This is a genomic window from Rhodoferax sp. WC2427 (assembly GCF_040822085.1).
Taxonomy (GTDB): Bacteria; Pseudomonadota; Gammaproteobacteria; order Burkholderiales; family Burkholderiaceae_C; genus Rhodoferax_B.
Window position 1 is genome coordinate 1,561,233 of the sequence record NZ_CP162006.1, and the last position, 17,588, is coordinate 1,578,820.

The 17,588-nt window shown below is 63.9% G+C and carries 18 protein-coding genes and 1 tRNA gene; 14 read left to right on the forward strand and 5 right to left on the reverse strand.

The features are described 5' to 3' along the window. Nucleotides 1-2 precede the first annotated feature (2 nt). Entirely contained in the window at nucleotides 3-524 is a 522-nt protein-coding gene (locus AB3G31_RS07485; RefSeq protein ID WP_367849565.1) for an N-acetyltransferase family protein, read from the reverse strand. A 173-nt stretch (nucleotides 525-697) separates the two neighbouring features. Here AB3G31_RS07485 and rpsP point away from each other — a divergent pair, with 173 nt between their 5' ends. The 7 genes from rpsP (at nucleotide 698) to hisC (ending at nucleotide 5,825) form a co-directional block, all read left to right on the forward strand. Further along, nucleotides 698-958, forward strand: a complete 261-nt coding sequence (rpsP, locus tag AB3G31_RS07490) for a 30S ribosomal protein S16 (protein ID WP_092756165.1) — start codon at nucleotides 698-700, stop codon at nucleotides 956-958. 51 nt (nucleotides 959-1,009) lie between these two features. Then, on the forward strand, nucleotides 1,010-1,588 hold the full coding sequence (gene rimM, locus AB3G31_RS07495; RefSeq protein ID WP_367849566.1) for a ribosome maturation factor RimM: 579 nt from the start codon (nucleotides 1,010-1,012) through the stop codon (nucleotides 1,586-1,588). Nucleotides 1,589-1,605: 17 nt separating this feature from the next. Then, nucleotides 1,606-2,358, forward strand: a complete 753-nt coding sequence (gene trmD, locus AB3G31_RS07500) for a tRNA (guanosine(37)-N1)-methyltransferase TrmD (RefSeq protein ID WP_367849567.1) — start codon at nucleotides 1,606-1,608, stop codon at nucleotides 2,356-2,358. 119 nt (nucleotides 2,359-2,477) lie between these two features. Further along, complete coding sequence (gene rplS, locus AB3G31_RS07505) at nucleotides 2,478-2,876, forward strand: 50S ribosomal protein L19 (protein WP_315190094.1); 399 nt, start codon at nucleotides 2,478-2,480, stop codon at nucleotides 2,874-2,876. 77 nt (nucleotides 2,877-2,953) lie between these two features. After that, a complete protein-coding gene (locus AB3G31_RS07510; protein ID WP_367849568.1) occupies nucleotides 2,954-3,664 on the forward strand; it encodes a CoA pyrophosphatase in 711 nt (236 codons plus the stop codon). Nucleotides 3,665-3,697: 33 nt separating this feature from the next. Beyond that, nucleotides 3,698-4,681 carry a CobD/CbiB family protein gene (locus tag AB3G31_RS07515; protein WP_367849569.1) on the forward strand — a complete coding sequence of 328 codons (984 nt, stop codon included), beginning with the start codon at nucleotides 3,698-3,700 and terminating at the stop codon, nucleotides 4,679-4,681. 64 nt (nucleotides 4,682-4,745) lie between these two features. Next, on the forward strand, nucleotides 4,746-5,825 hold the full coding sequence (hisC, locus tag AB3G31_RS07520; protein WP_367850308.1) for a histidinol-phosphate transaminase: 1,080 nt from the start codon (nucleotides 4,746-4,748) through the stop codon (nucleotides 5,823-5,825). Here hisC and rsgA read toward each other — a convergent pair. Genes rsgA through AB3G31_RS07535 form a run of 3 tightly spaced genes read right to left on the reverse strand, consistent with a single transcriptional unit; the run spans nucleotide 5,822 to nucleotide 8,399 of the window. Beyond that, entirely contained in the window at nucleotides 5,822-6,691 is an 870-nt protein-coding gene (gene rsgA, locus AB3G31_RS07525; protein ID WP_367850309.1) for a ribosome small subunit-dependent GTPase A, read from the reverse strand. The genes hisC and rsgA overlap by 4 nt on opposite strands. A gap of 56 nt (nucleotides 6,692-6,747) precedes the next feature. After that, entirely contained in the window at nucleotides 6,748-7,098 is a 351-nt protein-coding gene (locus tag AB3G31_RS07530; protein WP_367849570.1) for a 4a-hydroxytetrahydrobiopterin dehydratase, read from the reverse strand. Next, complete coding sequence (locus AB3G31_RS07535; RefSeq protein WP_367849571.1) at nucleotides 7,095-8,399, reverse strand: M48 family metallopeptidase; 1,305 nt, start codon at nucleotides 8,397-8,399, stop codon at nucleotides 7,095-7,097. The genes AB3G31_RS07530 and AB3G31_RS07535 overlap by 4 nt, the downstream gene beginning before the upstream one ends. Before the next feature lie 36 nt (nucleotides 8,400-8,435). On the opposite strand from AB3G31_RS07535, the gene orn reads away from it, so the two are divergent. From orn to AB3G31_RS07570, 7 genes are all read left to right on the forward strand, one after another. After that, nucleotides 8,436-9,023, forward strand: coding sequence for an oligoribonuclease (orn, locus tag AB3G31_RS07540; protein ID WP_367849572.1), 588 nt, complete (start codon nucleotides 8,436-8,438; stop codon nucleotides 9,021-9,023). 221 nt (nucleotides 9,024-9,244) lie between these two features. After that, entirely contained in the window at nucleotides 9,245-11,185 is a 1,941-nt protein-coding gene (locus tag AB3G31_RS07545; protein ID WP_367849573.1) for a DEAD/DEAH box helicase, read from the forward strand. Between the two features lie 87 nt (nucleotides 11,186-11,272). Next, on the forward strand, nucleotides 11,273-12,778 hold the full coding sequence (locus AB3G31_RS07550) for a diguanylate cyclase (protein WP_367849574.1): 1,506 nt from the start codon (nucleotides 11,273-11,275) through the stop codon (nucleotides 12,776-12,778). A gap of 6 nt (nucleotides 12,779-12,784) precedes the next feature. Further along, nucleotides 12,785-13,777, forward strand: coding sequence for a tRNA lysidine(34) synthetase TilS (tilS, locus tag AB3G31_RS07555; protein WP_367849575.1), 993 nt, complete (start codon nucleotides 12,785-12,787; stop codon nucleotides 13,775-13,777). Nucleotides 13,778-13,820: 43 nt separating this feature from the next. Further along, entirely contained in the window at nucleotides 13,821-15,089 is a 1,269-nt protein-coding gene (locus AB3G31_RS07560) for an aspartate kinase (protein WP_367849576.1), read from the forward strand. Between the two features lie 34 nt (nucleotides 15,090-15,123). Then, nucleotides 15,124-15,216, forward strand: a tRNA-Ser gene (locus tag AB3G31_RS07565). Between the two features lie 108 nt (nucleotides 15,217-15,324). Next, on the forward strand, nucleotides 15,325-16,878 hold the full coding sequence (locus AB3G31_RS07570; RefSeq protein WP_367849577.1) for a deoxyribodipyrimidine photo-lyase/cryptochrome family protein: 1,554 nt from the start codon (nucleotides 15,325-15,327) through the stop codon (nucleotides 16,876-16,878). A gap of 189 nt (nucleotides 16,879-17,067) precedes the next feature. Here AB3G31_RS07570 and AB3G31_RS07575 read toward each other — a convergent pair whose 3' ends face one another. Beyond that, nucleotides 17,068-17,586, reverse strand: a complete 519-nt coding sequence (locus tag AB3G31_RS07575) for a hypothetical protein (protein WP_367849578.1) — start codon at nucleotides 17,584-17,586, stop codon at nucleotides 17,068-17,070. Nucleotides 17,587-17,588: the final 2 nt, after the last annotated feature.

Genomic DNA, 17,588 nt, shown 5'->3' on the forward strand with positions numbered 1-17,588 from the left:
GATTATTCAGGCGAATTGCTGTCTGCCGCGCCCAGGGCCTTTTCCATCATCACCACGTCCAGCCAGCGGCCAAATTTCCAGCCGCAGGCGCGCAGCACGCCCACGTGGGTAAAGCCCAGCGATTGGTGTACGCCAATCGAGCCCGCATTGGCCGAGTCGCCGATCACGGCGATCAGTTTGCGCACGCCTACGCGTTCGGCCTGGGCCGCCAATTCGGCCAGCAACAGGCGCCCCCAGCCTTTGCCGCCGCTGTCGGGGGCCAGGTAGACCGAGTCTTCGGCCGAAAACCGGTAGGCCGGGCGCGGCTTGAACCAGTTGCAGTAGGCAAAGCCCAGCACCTGGTCGTCATCGGTCAACACGAGGTAGGGCAGGCCCTTGGCCAGCACGTCGGCGCGGCGGGTGGCCATGTCTTCGGCGGTGGGCGGGGTGGTCTCGAACGTGCCGGTGCCATGCAGGACGTGGTGGCTGTAAATGGCGGTTATAGCGGCAATATCTTCGTCGCGGGCGGGGCGGATGGTGGGCATGGCTGAGGAGGGGGTTGGGTCGCGGTATAATGGAAGGCTTTTCAGCGTGTCACTGGCTAGGTGGTCAGTTGCGTGTCTCAACGCTGGGATAAACGTCAAGTAAGCGCCGACTGCCTACTTGGTGCACTTGATAAACGGCTGGAATCATTTTCAGCCACCCCGAAGGATAAATCATGGTCGTTATTCGACTCGCCCGTGGCGGTGCAAAAGCACGCCCGTTTTTCAATATCGTTGTGACCGACAAGCGCACCCGCCGCGACGGTCGTTTCATTGAGCGTATTGGTTTTTACAACCCTATCGCTACTGCCAATGAAGAAAGCATCCGCATTGCACAAGACCGCCTGACCCACTGGCGTAGCGTCGGTGCCCAGGCTTCCCCCACCGTGGAACGTCTGATTGCACAAGCTGCCAAAAAAGCAGCCCCTGCCGCCTAAATAGGACCAGCGGGCCCGCAGCATCGCGCTGTTTGCCTGCTCCGCACCACCATGATGCCCTCACTCGAAACCGCTGATTTACCGGCGGATGCCATTGAAGTAGGGCGCATCGGTGATGCCTGGGGGATCAAAGGCTGGTTCAAGGTCGTCTCCCACAGCGCCGCACCCGAGGCGCTTTTTTCTTCCAAACGCTGGTTTTTGCAGCCCACCGAGCGGGGTGCCAAAACCTTTGCCGGCACCAAGCTGCTGCGCGTGATTGAAGCCAAAGAACATTCTGGCGGTGTCGTCGCCCAGGCCCATGAGGTCGTGGGGCGCGATGCAGCCGAGGCATTGCGCGGTTCGCGTATTTTCGTGGCCCGCACCAGTTTCCCCAGTGTCTCTACCGATGAGTACTACTGGGTCGACTTGATCGGCCTGGAGGTGGTCAACCGCGAAGGCGTTGCGCTGGGGCAGGTCAAAGAGCTGCTGTCTACCGGGGCTCAAACCGTGCTGGTCATTGCCTACCAGGAAGCGGACGAAGCCGGTGTGGTGCAGGCCCTGGAGCGTATGGTGCCGTTTGTGGCCGTGTACGTGGACAAGGTCGATTTGCCTGGGCGTCTCATTACCGTCGACTGGCAGCCCGACTACTGAACTGGCAGGCACTGCGCATGCGGTTCGACATCATCAGTCTGTTCCCCGAGCTGTTTACGCCGTTTTTGACCAGCGGCGTGACGCGCCGCGCGTTTGAATCGGGTCTGGTTGAGCTGCACCTGTGGAACCCCCGTGATTTTGCCGATGGCAACTACCGCCGGGTCGATGACCGACCTTTCGGCGGCGGCCCGGGCATGGTCATGTTGGCCGAGCCTTTGGCGCGCTGTCTGGCAGCCATCCAGGCGGCCCGCGCGGACGCTGCCCCCGTCGTTTTATTTTCCCCTTTGGGCCCCGCGCTCACGCACGCCACGGTAGAAACCTGGTCCGCCAGCGCGGGTGCGGTGCTGGTGTGTGGCCGCTACGAAGGCATCGACCAGCGCTTCATCGACCGTTTCGTGACCCACCAGATCAGTCTGGGCGACTTTGTGCTGTCGGGCGGTGAAATTGCAGCCCTGGCCTTGCTGGATGCGGTGGCGCGTTTGCAGCCCGGCGTGCTGAACGACGCAGGCAGCCACCAGTTTGACAGCTTCAACCCCGCACTCGACGGCCTGCTGGACTGCCCGCACTACACCCGCCCCGAAACCTGGGAAGGCCACGCCGTGCCTGCCGCGCTGTTGTCGGGCCACCACGTGCAGATCGAGCGCTGGCGGCGCGACCAGCGCTTGCAGCTTACGGCCCAACGCCGCCCCGACCTGCTACAGGCCGCCCGCGCCGCGGGCCGCCTGGGCCGTGACGACGAGCGCTTTCTGAAGAGCCTGCCACCCGTCTGAAAAGGCCGTTTGGCGCAAAATGCTATACTCAAAGGCTTTTCGATCCTATACCCGGCCGCTTTCCATTCTGGTAAAGCACTAGCTAATTTTGGCGCGGGCATGATCACAAGAGGAAAACCATGAACTTAATCGAAATCCTGGAACAAGAAGAAATCGCCCGCTTGGCCAAGGTGATCCCGTCGTTCGCCCCTGGCGACACCGTGATCGTCAGCGTCAACGTGGTTGAAGGCGCGCGCAAGCGTGTGCAGGCCTATGAAGGTGTCGTGATTGCCAAGCGCAACCGTGGCCTCAACAGCGGCTTCACCGTGCGCAAGATCTCCAGCGGCGAAGGCGTGGAGCGTACGTTCCAAACCTACAGCCCGCTGATCGCCGGCATCGAAGTCAAGCGCCGTGGTGACGTGCGCCGCGCCAAGCTGTACTACCTGCGTGACCGCAGCGGTAAGTCGGCGCGTATCAAGGAAAAGTTGCCTAACCGCATCAAGGTGGCAGCCGCCAAGGCCGCCGCAGCTGCAGCGTAATCTGCACTGTTCCTTGAAAAAGCCGCCACATGCGTCAAGCTGTGGCGGCTTTTTTCATGCGTCTTTGAGATCCTGAGATGTCCCAATTACCCCTTACCCCTTTGTCGAAGCTGCCCAACTTTGACCCGCGCCAGGTGCCCGTGCTGGGCCATGACGCGCACCTGCCTGCGGTGGCTGCGGCGCACCTGCTGCCCGACGCCCTGCGCCAACGCTTCCAGAGCCCGCCGGTATGGCAGCCCGAGGTGCGCTCCGAGCCACGCTTTACCGACCGCGCTCCCCGCCAGGCCGCCGTGCTGATCCCCATCGTGCTGCACAGTCTGGCGCAAGGCGGGCCCACCATCCTGCTGACCCAGCGCACCGCCCACATGTCGTCGCACGCCGGGCAAATCGCCTTTCCGGGTGGCAAGGTGGATGCCTCCGATGCCGACGCCAGCGCCGCCGCCCTGCGCGAAGCCTGGGAGGAGGTGGGCTTGCCGCCCGAATACGTGCAGGTAATTGGCCAATTGCCCGCCTATGTGACCGGCACGGCCTTTATCGTCACGCCCGTGGTGGCGCTGGTGCAGCCCGGTTTCACGCTGGTGCACCAGCCCGAAGAAGTGGCCGATGCCTTCGAGGTGCCGCTGGCTTTTTTGATGGACCCGGCGCACCACCGCCGCCATGCGTTCGCGTGGGAAGGGGTGCAGCGCGAGTGGTTTTCCATGCCCTACACCGACGCGCAGGGCGAGCGCTTCATCTGGGGCGCCACGGCGGGCATGCTGCGCAATTTCTACCGATTTTTGTCGGCCTGAAAACTTGTAACGGCAGGCCGTTATCATCCTGCCATGAGCTTTTTTGCGATCATGTTTGCGCTCTTGCTGGAGCAGGTGCGCCCCGTAGCCCGAGACAACCCCATCCACGGCCTGTTGCGCGCCTGGGTGCGGGCATCCAGCCGCAACCTGGACGCGGGCACGCCCCAGCACGGCTGGCTGGCCTGGGCCTTGGCCGTCGTGGTGCCCAGCCTGGCTGCGCTGGGCCTGCACTGGTTGCTGGTGTGGGCCATTGGCTGGCCGGTGGCCGTGCTGTGGAACGTGGCCGTGCTGTACGCCACCCTGGGGTTTCGGCAGTTCAGCCACCATTTCACCGAGATCCGCGATGCGCTGGAAAGTGGCGACGAGCCGCTGGCCCGTGAGCGCCTGGCGCATTGGCAGCAGGTGGATGCCAGCGAGCTGCCGCGCAGCGAAATCGTGCGCCATGTGATCGAGTATTCGGTGATTGCTGCGCACCGCCATGTGTTTGGCGTGCTGGCCTGGTACTCGGTGCTGGCCGCACTGGGCCTGGGGCCTGCGGGCGCGGTCTTCTACCGCCTGTGCGAATTCGTCTCGCGCTACTGGAAGCACAAGGCCCGCGACCGGCACCAGCCCGCCAGTGTCTCGCTGCAAAAAGCCGCTGCCAGCGCCTGGACCGCCGTCGATTGGCTGCCCGCCCGCGCCACGGCGTTGGGTTTTGCGGTGGTGGGCAGTTTTGAAGATGCCATCGACAGCTGGCGCAATTACGCGCAGCGCTTTCCCAACGACAACGACGGCGTGGTGCTGGCCGCCACCTCGGGTGCACTGAACGTGCGCCTGGGCGGCGAAGCCCTGAAGACGGTGGAGGCCATCGGCTACAGCCAGGCCGCGCCGCTGGAGCAGGGCGTGGACACCGAGTCCACCCCGGGCCGCGACCCCGAACTGGCCCATTTGCGCAGCGTGGTCGGCCTGGTCTGGCGCGCCGTGGTGCTGTGGATGGGCATGCTGGCCTTGTTGACGCTTGCCAACTTGCTCGGTTGATTTTTAAAGAAAATACGGCTCTAGCGCCCATTCCATTGGCGTGAGTAGCTATGAAAGTAGTAGCATTTTGACTTCCTCCCCTTTCTGGAGCCCGGTGGTTGCCGGGCTGGTGCCGTATGTTCCCGGTGAGCAACCCAAGCTGGCGAACCTGACCAAGCTCAACACCAACGAAAACCCATACCCGCCGTCTCCCAAGGTGGTGGCCGCCCTCCAGGCTGCCGCCCAGCAGGGCTTGCAGCTCTACCCCGACCCGGAATCCGTGGCCCTGCGCACCGAGATCGCCCGGCAGTACGGCTTGCAGACGGACCAGGTGTTCGTAGGTAACAGCTCGGACGAAGTGCTGGCGCATGCCTTCTTCGCCCTGTTCCAGCAAGGCGCGCCGCTGGTGCTGCCGGACGTGACCTACAGCTTCTACCAGGTGTATTGCGGGCTGTACGGCATCCCCATGCACATCGTGCCCCTGGCGGACGGCCTGCGGGTGGACGTGGAGGCGCTGACGGCACCGGCGGGCTGCGAGATTGCGGGCGTGGTGGTTGCCAACCCGAACGCGCCCACCGGCATCGGCCTGCCGTTGGCGCAGATCGAGCGCCTGCTGCAAATGCACCCGAATCACGCGGTGCTGGTAGACGAGGCCTACGTGGATTTTGGCGGTGCCTCCGCCGTAGGCCTGATAGCCCGCTACCCGAACCTGCTGGTCACGCAAACCCTGTCCAAGTCACGCTCGTTGGCTGGTTTGCGCGTGGGCCTGGCCTGTGGCCAGCGGCCTTTGATCGAGGCGCTGGAGCGGGTGAAGAACAGTTTCAACTCCTACCCCCTGGGCCGTCTGGCGCAGGCCGGTGCGCTGGCGGCGTTTGAAGACCAGGCCTACTTTGCCCAGACCTGCGCGGCCGTGGTGCACAGCCGCGAAGGCCTGGTGCTGCAATTGGAAGACATGGGTTTCGAGGTGTTGCCCTCAACAGCCAACTTCGTCTTTGCCCGCCATCCGCAATTTGATGCGGCAGAGCTGGCGGCCCAATTGCGGGCGCGGGCGGTGCTGGTGCGCCACTTCAAGCAGGCCCGTGTCAACCAGTACCTGCGCATCAGCGTGGGCACGCCGGCGCAGTGCGACACGCTGCTGGAAGCACTGGCCGCCATCCTGGGCTAAAACTTCGGCGCGTCCAACTCGGCAAACAGGTCTCTATAGATTTTATAGCGCCTGTCGCTGATGGAGTGGGCGCTAGCGTCGTTTTTGACGTTTGCGATCACGCCGCAGCCCGGCTCGTGCAGGTGGGTGCAGTTGTAGAACTTGCACTGCTCCACAAACGGTTTGATGTCGGGCATCAGGCCCGACAGATGCCGGGCATCGATGTGGTGCAGGCCAAACTCCTGGAAGCCGGGCGAGTCGATCAGCGCGGTCTTCGCCTCTTTGTCCACCCAGTACCAGGTGGTGCTGGTGGTGGTGTGCTTGCCGGTGTTGAGCGCCTGCGAGATCTCGCGCGTGGCAGCCAGCGCGCCCGGCACCAGGTGGTTGGTCAGCGTGCTTTTGCCCGCGCCCGAGGGGCCTAGCACCAGCGTGGTCTTGCCTGCCAGCTCGGCCTTGAGGGCGTCCAGGCTGTCACTGGTGCCCTTGAGCGACAGCGGCAGCATGCGGTAGCCCATGTCGCGGTAGGCGGCCAGCCAGCCCCAGGCGCGCTCGAAGGGCACCGTCAAATCCTGCTTGTTCAGCACGATCAGCGGGGTGATGCGCTCGGCCTCGGCGGCGATCAGGGCGCGGGACAGCTGGGTCTCGGAGAACTCGGGCTCGGCGGCGATCAGGATCAGCACCTGGTCCAGGTTGGCCGCAAACGATTTGGTGCGGATTTCGTCCTGGCGGTAGAACAGGTTGCGGCGCGGCTGCAGCTTCTCGATGGTGCCGTCGTCGCCCTGGCCCTCGGCACCGGGCAGCCACTGCACCAGATCGCCCACCACGGCGGTGCTTTTTTTGCCGCGGGGGTGGCAGATCAGGCGGGTGCCGTCGGGGCGCTCCACCATGCAGTGGCGGCCATAGGTGGCGACCACCAAGCCTGGGAGGAGGGCGGGGCGGCCGCTCAAGCCGGTGCTTTCGTCACCAGCAAGCCATTCACCAGCGCCGCGCAGTCAAAGTCACTGACCGACAAGCCGCCCACGTCGTGCGTGTTGAAGCGCACCACGCAGCGGTTGAAGCTGACCTGCAGGTCCGGGTGGTGGTCTTGGGTATGGGCCACAAATGCCACTGCGTTCACAAAGGCGATGGTCTCGAAGTAGTTGGCAAAGCGGAAGGTTTTGGTGATGGCCACCGAGGCCCCGTCACCGTCCAGCTGCCAGCCGTCCACATGGGCCAGCTTTGCTACGATTTGTGTAGCTGTCAGCGCTGGTCTTTTCTGCCCAGACCAGTCTTTTTTCTTGAAATCGGATGTCATGCAAATACTCCTTGTGTTCCACCGGTTGGGGCCATGCGCGCCAGCCGCTCGGAAGCGGGCGGATGCGAGTAGTAGAACTTCACGAACACCGGGTCGGGGGTGAGGGTGGAGGCGTTGTCCTCGTACAGCTTGAGCAGGGCCGACGACAGGTCTTGGCCGCTGGTGTGCTGCACCGCGTAGGCATCGGCCTGGAACTCGTGCTTGCGCGATACCAGGGCCGACAGCGGGGCGATGAAGAAAGTCACCACCGGCGTGACCAGCATGAACAGCAGCAGCGCCAGCGCGTCATTGGGTGCGCCCGACATATTGGGAATCACGCTCAGGCCGGTATAGAACCACACCTGGGTCGACAGCCAGCCCAGCAGCGCAAAGCCCAGCAGGCTGAAGGCAAACATGGTCACGATACGCTGGATGACGTGTTTGTGCTTGAAGTGGCCGAGTTCGTGGGCCAGCACGGCATCGACCTCGGCGGGGGACAGCTTGGCTAGCAGGGTGTCGTAGAACACCACGCGCTTGGCCGCGCCGAAGCCGGTGAAGTAGGCATTGGCGTGGGCGCTGCGCTTGCTGCCGTCCATCACGAACAGGCCCTTGGCCGCGAAACCGCAGCGCTGCATCAGCGCGGTGACGCGGGCTTTCAAGGTCTCGTCGTCCAGTGGCTGGAATTTGTTGAACAGCGGGGCGATGAAGCTGGGGTACACCATCAGCAGCAGCAAGTTGATACCCATCCAGGCGCACCAGGCCCACAGCCACCACATCGGCCCGGCGCTGCCCATGAGCCACAGAATCAATGCGGCAATCGGCAGCCCAATCACCGCACCCACCAGGCTGGACTTGAGCATGTCACCCAGCCACAGCGCCAGCGTCGTCTTGTTGAAGCCAAAACGCTCCTCAACCACAAAGGTTTTGTACAGCGCCAGGGGCATGTCGATCAGCCCGCTGATCAGCACAAAACCCGCCAGCACGGCGAGCTGCTGCCACATGCCGCCGCCCAGCCAGGCCAGCAGGCTCTGGTTGAGCAGGTTCAGGCCGCCCAACAGCGTCCAGCCCATCAGCACCGCCGTACCCAGCGACAGCTCCAGCAGGCCGAAGCGGGCCTTGGTGATGGTGTAGTCAGCGGCTTTTTGGTGGGCTTCCAGGGTAATGCTGCCCGCAAAGGCCGCGGGCACGGCGTGGCGGTGCCGGGCCACATGGCGGATCTGGCGCGAGGCCAGCCACATCTTGACGATGATGCCGATCAACAGCACGGTGGCAAAGCCCAGGCTCAAGGCCAGAGAAGGAGAAAACACGTCGGAATCTTGCATGTCCGTGAGTTTAGGCCATCGGTGACAATGCGGCCCATGGCTGAAATCAACACCCTATCCCCTGTATTGCTGGCCAAATCAGACCAAAACCTGATCTGGCTGGACTGTGAAATGACCGGCCTGGACCCGGAAGTCGAACGCCTCATCGAAATCGCCGTGGTCGTGACCGGCCCCAGCCTGGAGCCCCGCATCGAAGGCCCGGTGCTGGTCATCCACCAATCGACGGCGCTGCTGGACAACATGGATGCCTGGAACAAGGGCACGCACGGCCGCAGCGGTCTGATCGACAAGGTCAAGGCCGCCACGCTCACAGAAGCCGAGGCCGAGGCGCAAATCATCGCCTTCCTGGCGCAGTACATCCCCAAAGGGACCTCGCCGATGTGCGGCAACAGCATTGGCCAGGACCGGCGCTTCCTGGCCAAGTACATGCCCAAGCTCGAAGCCTTTTGCCACTACCGCAACCTGGACGTGAGCACCCTGAAAGAGCTGGCCAAGCGCTGGCGGCCCGAGGTGGCGGCTTCGTTCAAAAAGCAGCAGGCCCACACCGCGCTGGCCGATGTGCATGAATCGATTGAAGAACTTGTGCACTACCGCACACACTTTCTGAAGATGAAGGCAGATTAAATTAGGTGGAAACCCGAATCCGGGCTATAATTCGAGGCTGCACTAGAAATGATCTGGTGCACTTTGCACATCTCCCTTCACACATCTGGCGCACAAAGTTGCGCCAACTGGTACCAGGTCTCAAGACCGCCTCAGGTACCGGCCCCGTTTGATGGTTGATGTTTTTTAACCATTAACGGGCCACGCTGCAGACTTTGCGGCGTTTCCGTGTGAGTAATTAAATGAACGACTCTTTTGACGTCGCGGGTGATTTTTCGCCTGCCGCTAACTTTTCTTCCACCACCGACACCTTCGTGACCGAGACTTTGCTGTCCGTCGAAGGCGCTGACGTGGCTGTTGCCGCCGAAGCCGATGCGGCTCCCGCACTGCCCAACGGCTTTGTGACCCTGGGCCTGGCCCCTGAGCTGGTGCAAGCCGTGGCTGATCTGGGCTACACCCAGCCCACCGCCGTGCAAATGCAAACCATCCCCATGGCCATGCAAGGCGAGTCCGCTCGTTTTGTCGACCTGATGGTGTCCAGCCAGACCGGTAGCGGCAAAACTGCTGCTTTCCTGCTGCCCGTGCTGCACACCTTGCTGCGCCAGCAAGCCGAAGCCGAAGCCGCTGAAAAAGCCGAATACGAAGCCGCTGTGGCCGAAGCCGCCGCCAATGGCGAACCCGCTCCCAAGCGCGCCAAGCGCAAGGACCCCACCAACGCCCGCAACTTCAAGGCCGCCACCCCCGGCGCCCTGATCCTGTGCCCGACCCGCGAACTGGCCCAGCAAGTGGCCCACGACGCCATTGGCCTGGTGGCCCATTGCCGTGGCCTGCGCGTGGCCAACGTGGTCGGCGGCATGCCTTACCAGTTGCAAATCGCCAAGCTGCAAAACGCCAACCTGGTGGTTGCCACCCCTGGCCGTTTGCTCGACTTGCAGCGTTCGCAGCAAATCAAGCTGGACCAGGTGCAATTCCTGGTGGTGGACGAAGCCGACCGTATGCTCGACCTGGGCTTCTCGGACGACCTCGCCGACGTCAACCAGATGACCATTGGCCGCAAGCAAACCATGATGTTCAGCGCTACCTTCGCGCCGCGCATCCAGCAACTGGCCCAGCGCGTGATGCGCGAACCCCAGCGCGTGACCATCGACAGCCCGCAAGAAAAACACCAGAACATCAAGCAGATCCTGTTCTGGGCCGACAACGCCCAGCACAAGCGCAAGCTGCTCGACCACTGGCTGCGTGACACCTCGATCGCCCAGGCGATTGTGTTCGCCAGCACCCAGATCGAGTGCGACGGCCTGGCCGCCGACCTGCAACAAGAAGGCTTCAGCGCCGTTGCATTGCACGGTGCCCTGAGCCAGGGTCTGCGCAACCGCCGTCTGATGGCCCTGCGCCAAGGCCAGGTGCAAATCCTGGTGGCTACCGATGTGGCAGCACGCGGTATCGACGTGCCCAGCATCAGCCACGTGTTCAACTTCGGCTTGCCGATGAAGGCCGAAGACTACACCCACCGCATTGGCCGTACCGGCCGTGCCGGTCGCGACGGTATCGCCGTGACCTTTGCCGAAATGCGCGACCGTCGCAAGATTTTCGACATCGAAAGCTACAGCCACCAGCAGTTCAAGGCGGAAGTGATTCCTGGTATGGAGCCACAACAGCGCCAGCCCGATTCGCGTCCTCCGCGTGCCGGTTTCGGTGGTGGCAGCCGTGATGGCGCACCCCGTGGCCGCAGCTTCGGTCCCTCGCCCCGTGGTAACGATCGTGGTGGCTTCGGTGGCGGCGGCAATGGTGGCGGCTTCGGCGGCGACCGTGGCGGTCAGCGCGACGGTGGTGGCTACGGTGGCGCCAGCGGTTTCAACGACCGCAACAGCCGTCCTCCAGCCCGTACCGGTGGCTTTGGTGGCGACCGTGGCGCCCCCCGTGGCGACTTCGCCCCGCGTGGTGACCGTGCTGACTTTGCCCCCCGTGCTGATTTCGCGCCCCGTGCCGACTTCGCCCCGCGTGGTGAACGTACCGACTTCGCGCCCCGTGGCGACCGTGCCGAGCGTGGTGACTTCAATGCACCCCGTCCTGCCTTCTCCAAGCCTGCTTTTAGCAAGCCCGGTGTAGGTGCTGGCAACGGCGGCAAGGTGTTTGTGCCCCGCGACACCAAGAAGCGTCTGGCTCCCAAGCCCGCACGTTAATTTCTAAGGTTTTGACCTTGTAGAAAAACCAGGCCCTTGCGGCCTGGTTTTTTTTCGTCCAAAGTTTTCGCAGGCGCCCGTTGCGCCGTGCCCAGCCGCCACAATACCGGGCTGGAGGTTTTCAACGTGTCCCTGCTCTCATCGCCCGCCGACTACAGCCAGTTGTTCGCGCTGGCCCCGGTATCCCTGTGGCTGGAGGATTTCAGCGGGCTCAAGCGCCTGTTTGACCGCTGGCGCGCCGAGGGCATCAGCGACTTGCGCGCCCATGTGGCGGTGCACCCCGAATGCCTGGCCGAATGCGCCGCATCGCTGCAGGTGCTGGAGGTCAACCAGCGTACGTTGGAGCTGTTCGGTGCCAGCAGCCAGGCGCAGTTGCTGACCAATCTGTCGCAGGTGTTTCGCGGCGACATGCTGGACCACCTGGCGCAGCAGATGCTGCCGATGTGGGAAGGGCAACTGGGCTTTGCGGTGCAAACCGTGAACTACACGCTGGATGGCCGACGGCTCGATGTGCAAGTGCAGGCCCGTGTGTTGCAAGGCCACGAAGAGCACTGGGACCGCGTCATGGTGTCGCTGCAAGACATCACCCAGGAACTGCAAAGTTCCCGCCTGCTGGCCGCCAGCGAACAGCATGCGCGCAACCTGTTCGATTGCTCGCCCGTGTCCCTGTGGGTGGAGGATTTCAGCGCGGTGAAGCGGCTGATCGACGACGTGCGCCTGCGCGGCATCGAAGACTTTCGCACCTTTATCAACGTGCACCCCGAGTTTGTGTCGCGCTGCATGCAGGAGATCCGCGTCATCGACGTGAACCAGCAAACCCTCACCATGTTTGGCGCGCAGAACAAGGTCGAGCTGCTGGCCGGCCTGGGCAAGGTGTTCCAGGGCGAAATGCGCGACTCTTTTGCCGAACAGTTGATCGAGCTGTGGCAAGGCAAAACCACCCTGATGCGCGAGGTGGTCAACTACCGGCTCAGCGGCGACCTGGTCAACATCCACATGCAGTTTGCCGTGCTGCCCGGCCACCTGGCCGACTGGGACCTGGTGCTGGTGTCGCTGGTGGACATCACCGCACGCAAAAAGGCCGAGGCCTACCTGGAATACCTGGGCAAGCACGATTCGCTGACGCAACTTCGCAACCGCGCCTTCTACATGGACGAGCTCAACCGCCTGTCGCGCAAAGGCCCCTGGCCGGTCAGCGTGCTGGTGATGGACCTCAACGGCCTGAAGCAAATCAACGACGAGCACGGCCACGTGGCGGGCGATGCGCTGCTGCGGCGTGCGGGCGAGGTGTTCAGCAAGGTGGCCGCTCCCCAGGCCTGCGTGGCCCGCACCGGTGGCGACGAATTCGCCATGCTGCTGCCCGGCACCGACGACCGCGGTGCACTGGCCACCATCGACCGTATCCACTCGATCCTGGAGCTCAACAACCAGTTCTATTCGGGCCACAAGCTCAGCATCGCCATCGGCATGGCCACCTGCACGTCCAGTGACCAGCTGGAGGCCGCGCTGATCCGGGCCGACCGCGCCATGTACGTGGAAAAGACCCGCTACTACCAAGAGCAGCACATCGAGCGGCGCGGGCACGGCGGATAGGCCAGCATGGTCCAGACTGTGGTGGATGCCGTCCGGGTGTTTGCGCCCAAGCTGCCCTTCACGGTGGCGTTCAGCGGCGGAGCCGACTCCACCGCCTTGCTGCTGGCCTGTGCCGAGCGCTGGCCGGGCCAGGTGCAGGCCGTGCACATCCACCATGGGCTGCAGGCCGCAGCGGATGATTTCGTGCGCCACTGCGAAGGCTTTTGCGCGGGCTTGCAGGTGCCGCTGCAGGTGCTGCATGTCCACGCACAGCCCGCGCCCGGCGAAAGCCCGGAGGATGCAGCCCGCAAAGCACGTTACAAGGCTTTTAAGGCTCTAGCGCTTATTCCATCGGCGCAAGAAGCTATCAAAACCATAGTGTTGGCACAACACGCCGACGACCAGGTCGAAACCCTGCTGCTGGCCCTGAGCCGGGGCGCGGGCCTGCCGGGGCTGGCCTGCATGCCTGCGGCCTGGGTGCGCGACGGCATCCAGTACCACCGCCCCCTGTTGGGCGTGCACGCCGACCATATCCGCGACTGGCTGGCCCAGCGCGGCGTGGCGTACGTCACGGACCCGACCAACGCCGACCCGCGTTTCACCCGCAACCGCATCCGCGCCCAGTTGCTGCCGGTACTGCAGGCCACGTTTCCCGCCTTTCGCGAGACCTTTGCGCGCAGCGCCGCCCACGCCGCCCAGGCGCAAACCGTGCTGGCCGAGGTGGCCGCGCTCGACCTGGCCACCGTGGGAAACCCGCCCATCCTGGCCGCGCTGCAAGCGTTGTCCTATGCCCGCCAGGCCAACGTCTTGCGCCACTGGCTCACCGGCACCCATGGCACCACCCCCAGCACCGCGCAGCTGCAGCAATTGCAGCACCAGATCGCCGCCTGCACCACGCGTGGCCACACCATCCACATCAAAGTGGGCGCAGGCTTTGCCGTGCGCCGGGGCGTGTTACTGGATTGGTACAATCCGAAGGCTTTGCCGACCGCAGCCGCGACACCTGCAAAGCCCGGGTAATTTGTGCCGTCAGGCATTCAACTTCTAGCGTCTTCAACATTCCATGGCATTGATCGTTCACAAATACGGCGGCACCTCGATGGGCTCCACCGAGCGCATCCGCCTTGTCGCCAAGCGCGTCGCCAAATGGGCACGTGCGGGCCACCAGATGGTGGTGGTCCCCAGCGCCATGAGCGGCGAAACCAACCGCCTGCTGGGCCTGGCCAAAGAGCTGGCACCCTCCAAACTCACCGACGCCTACCAGCGCGAGCTCGACATGCTGGCCTCTACCGGCGAGCAGGTGTCGGTCGCCTTGCTGGCCATTGCGCTGCAAGGCGAGGGCATGGAGTCGGTCAGCTACGCCGGTTGGCAAGTGCCGATTCTGACCAACAGCGCCCACACCAAGGCCCGCATCGAATCCATCGACGACCAGAAGGTGCGCGTCGATCTGGCCGCGGGCAAGGTCGTCATCGTCACCGGCTTCCAGGGCGTGGACGAGGCGGGCAACATCACCACGCTGGGCCGTGGCGGCAGCGACACCTCGGCCGTGGCCGTGGCCGCTGCCATGAAGGCATCTGAGTGCCTGATCTATACCGACGTGGACGGCATCTACACCACCGACCCCCGCGTCGTGCCCGAAGCGCGCCGCCTGCAGACCGTGGGCTTTGAAGAAATGCTGGAGATGGCCTCCATGGGCTCCAAAGTGCTGCAGATCCGCTCGGTCGAATTTGCGGGCAAATACAAAGTGCCACTGCGCGTCTTGTCCAGCTTCACCCCGTGGGACATCGACCTCGAAATTGAAGCCAAATCTGGCACCCTGATTACTTTTGAAGAAGACGAAAATATGGAACAAGCCATTGTCTCGGGCATCGCGTTTAACCGCGACGAAGCCAAAGTTTCCGTGCTGGGCGTGCCCGACACCCCCGGTATCGCCTACCAAATTTTGGGTGCCGTGGCCGATGCCAACATCGAAGTCGATGTGATCATCCAAAACGTCAGCAAAGACGGCAAAACCGACTTCAGCTTCACCGTGCACCGCAACGACTTCGCCAAGACGGTCGATCTGCTGAAAGAAAAAGTGCTGCCCAAGCTGGGTGCCACCGAAATCATTGGCGACGCCAAGATCTGCAAGGTCAGCATCGTCGGCATCGGCATGCGCAGCCATGTGGGCGTGGCCTGCAAGATGTTCCGCTGCCTGTCAGAAGAAGGCATCAACATCCAGATGATTTCCACCAGCGAAATCAAGACCTCGGTGGTGATCGACGAGAAGTACATGGAGCTGGCCGTGCGCGCGCTGCACAAAGCTTTTGAACTCGACCAGCCTGCTGCTTAAAAAGCGCTAAAAGTCGTGCGATAATATTGGTCTTGGAGACGTGACCGAGTGGCCGAAGGTGCTCCCCTGCTAAGGGAGTATGGGACTTAAAATTCCATCGAGGGTTCGAATCCCTCCGTCTCCTCCAAAAACACGAAAGCCCTGCAACTGCAAAGTTGCAGGGCTTTTTTGTTGGGATTTTTTCCGCAATACCCCAGCGCCACACCCAAATTCACATTTCGGCGACAGTCAGCCCATGAGCGTTGTTGTCTGGTTGAAAAAAGATCTGCGGGCGGCGGACCACGCCCCCCTGGCGGCGGCTGCGGCCCTGCCCGGCGCGGCCATGGCGCTGTATGTGATTGAGCCCGAGTGGCTGGCCAGCCCCGAGTGCGATGCCCAGCATGTGGAATTCACATTGGCCTGCCTGGCCGAGTTGCGTTTGGCGTTGGCTGCGCGCGGTCTGCCGCTGCTGGTGCGGGTGGGGCCGGTGCTGCAGGTGTTGGCCGAATTGAAGCGCAGCCATGGCTTCCAGTACCTGCTAAGCCACGAAGAGACCGGCCCCGGCTGGACCTACGCGCGCGACCTGGCGGTGGCCGACTGGTGCCGGGCCCAGGGCGTGCAGTGGCAAGAATTTGCCCACACCGGGGTCATCCGCCGCCTGCGTTCCCGCAACGGCTGGGCGGCACGCTGGCAGCAGCGCATGGCCACACCCCAGGTGGCCATGCCCGCGGGCTGGGCCGGTGCCCGGGTGGCCCTGGACGACCTGCCCACGCTGGCCCAACTGGGCTGCGCGCCCCATGGCCGCCAGCTGCAGGCCGCAGGCGAGGCGGCGGCACACGCCACTTTGCACAGCTTCTTGCACCAGCGCGGCGGCGACTACCGGCAGTCGCTGTCCAGCCCCTTGACGGCCGAAGATGGCTGCAGCCGCCTCAGCCCGCACCTGGCCTTTGGCACGCTGTCGGTGCGGCAGGTGCACCAGGCCACCGAGGCACGCATTGCGCAGATCAAGGCCGAGGGCGAGCCCGACGTGCGCCACTGGGTGGCGGCCTTGCGGGGCTTTTCCGGGCGGCTGCACTGGCACTGCCACTTCATGCAAAAGCTGGAAGACGCGCCGCGCATCGAGTTCCAGAACTTCGCCCGCGTGTGCGACGGTCTCCGCGAAAACGACTTTGACGCGGCCCGCTTCGACGCCTGGTGCGCAGGCCAGACCGGCTACCCCATGGTCGATGCCTGCATGCGCAGCCTGCGCGCCACCGGCTGGCTGAACTTTCGCATGCGCGCCATGCTGGTGTCGTTTGCGTCCTACCACCTGTGGCTGCACTGGCGGGCCACGGGCTTGTTTCTGGCGCGGCAGTTTCTGGACTTCGAGCCCGGCATCCACTGGAGCCAGATGCAAATGCAAAGCGGCACCACCGGCATCAACACCTTGCGCATTTACTCGCCCACCAAACAGGCGCAAGACCACGACCCGGCGGGTGTGTTCATCCGCCGCTGGGTGCCCGAGCTGGCGCAGGTGCCTCTGGCGCTGCTGGCCACGCCGTGGCGCATGGGGGCGGCGCAGCAGCGTGCCGTGGGCTGTGTGATCGGCCAGGATTACCCCGTGCCCATCGTGGACGATGCGGTGGCGGTCAAGGCTGCCAAAGAGCGGCTGTACGGCCTGCGCGGCACCGCCACCGCCCGCGCCGAGGCCGACAGCATCCAGGCCCGGCACGGCTCGCGCAAGGCAGGCCTGCCGCGCACCGGCATGGCCCGCAAGCCGCCCGTACGCGCGCCCAAGCCATCGCCGCAGCTGGATCTGTTTGGCGACTGAGGGAGTAGGGTGTGCTATTGAATGTGTAGCTTCTTGTGCTGATACCACCAACACAAATGGCTAAAAAGGCTGCCGCCTTCGCGCTGCCGTTCCGGTTGGACACGGCGCGCCTGCCCCACGGGGGCGGGCGACCATTTCATTGCGCGCAAGCAGGGTTGATCCGTTGCAGGTCTGCCGCAGTGCGCTCGGTTAGCAGCGTATGCGGAACTGCTGGTCGCGCGACTGCTTGCGCTCGTTGGCGATCCAGTCCATGGTGGAGGCGTTGCCCCCGGCGCGGGCCCAGGAATCGAGGTAGCGGATGCGCCCCTCCAGCTCCGTGCACTGGGATGCCTTGCTCGGTGTGTGGGATTCGATGCGGGTGGTCTGCACCGGTGGGGCTGCCAACGCCGCGCTTTTCGCCCGTTGGCCTTGGGCCAGCTCCACCTGCTGATCAAACGGCATCCCCGCAGGCACCGACTCCATGCGCTCGACCAGGGCACTGCGCTGGCTGCAATGCTCCAACGCCCAGAACTGCCCGCCGCCATAGCTCTGGCACAGGTACAGCGTCGTCGTGCCCGCAGCCCCGCCTTGTGCGCTGATGGCGGGCGACGTGTCTACCGACCGGCCTCCCGCGCAGGGGGCGCTGCTATAGGTGTTGCCGCAGCGGTAGACCTGGGCGTGCAGGCTGCCGGACAGGGCTAGGAGGGCGAGGGCGGTGATGAGGCGCATAG

What these genes read in the sequence shown, in the direction of transcription:
- rsgA (WP_367850309.1), bottom strand. Translation starts at nt 6,691, where the DNA reads ATGGTGGAGCGCCCCGACGGCACCCGCCTGATCTGCCACCCCCGCGGC.
- AB3G31_RS07535 (WP_367849571.1), bottom strand. Translation starts at nt 8,399, where the DNA reads ATGCAAGATTCCGACGTGTTTTCTCCTTCTCTGGCCTTGAGCCTGGGC.
- AB3G31_RS07530 (WP_367849570.1), bottom strand. Translation starts at nt 7,098, where the DNA reads ATGACATCCGATTTCAAGAAAAAAGACTGGTCTGGGCAGAAAAGACCA.
- tilS (WP_367849575.1), top strand. Translation starts at nt 12,785, where the DNA reads ATGGTCCAGACTGTGGTGGATGCCGTCCGGGTGTTTGCGCCCAAGCTG.
- AB3G31_RS07510 (WP_367849568.1), top strand. Translation starts at nt 2,954, where the DNA reads ATGTCCCAATTACCCCTTACCCCTTTGTCGAAGCTGCCCAACTTTGAC.
- rpsP (WP_092756165.1), top strand. Translation starts at nt 698, where the DNA reads ATGGTCGTTATTCGACTCGCCCGTGGCGGTGCAAAAGCACGCCCGTTT.
- AB3G31_RS07515 (WP_367849569.1), top strand. Translation starts at nt 3,698, where the DNA reads ATGAGCTTTTTTGCGATCATGTTTGCGCTCTTGCTGGAGCAGGTGCGC.
- orn (WP_367849572.1), top strand. Translation starts at nt 8,436, where the DNA reads ATGGCTGAAATCAACACCCTATCCCCTGTATTGCTGGCCAAATCAGAC.
- AB3G31_RS07570 (WP_367849577.1), top strand. Translation starts at nt 15,325, where the DNA reads ATGAGCGTTGTTGTCTGGTTGAAAAAAGATCTGCGGGCGGCGGACCAC.
- rimM (WP_367849566.1), top strand. Translation starts at nt 1,010, where the DNA reads ATGATGCCCTCACTCGAAACCGCTGATTTACCGGCGGATGCCATTGAA.
- trmD (WP_367849567.1), top strand. Translation starts at nt 1,606, where the DNA reads ATGCGGTTCGACATCATCAGTCTGTTCCCCGAGCTGTTTACGCCGTTT.
- AB3G31_RS07575 (WP_367849578.1), bottom strand. Translation starts at nt 17,586, where the DNA reads ATGCGCCTCATCACCGCCCTCGCCCTCCTAGCCCTGTCCGGCAGCCTG.
- AB3G31_RS07560 (WP_367849576.1), top strand. Translation starts at nt 13,821, where the DNA reads ATGGCATTGATCGTTCACAAATACGGCGGCACCTCGATGGGCTCCACC.
- AB3G31_RS07485 (WP_367849565.1), bottom strand. Translation starts at nt 524, where the DNA reads ATGCCCACCATCCGCCCCGCCCGCGACGAAGATATTGCCGCTATAACC.
- rplS (WP_315190094.1), top strand. Translation starts at nt 2,478, where the DNA reads ATGAACTTAATCGAAATCCTGGAACAAGAAGAAATCGCCCGCTTGGCC.
- AB3G31_RS07545 (WP_367849573.1), top strand. Translation starts at nt 9,245, where the DNA reads ATGAACGACTCTTTTGACGTCGCGGGTGATTTTTCGCCTGCCGCTAAC.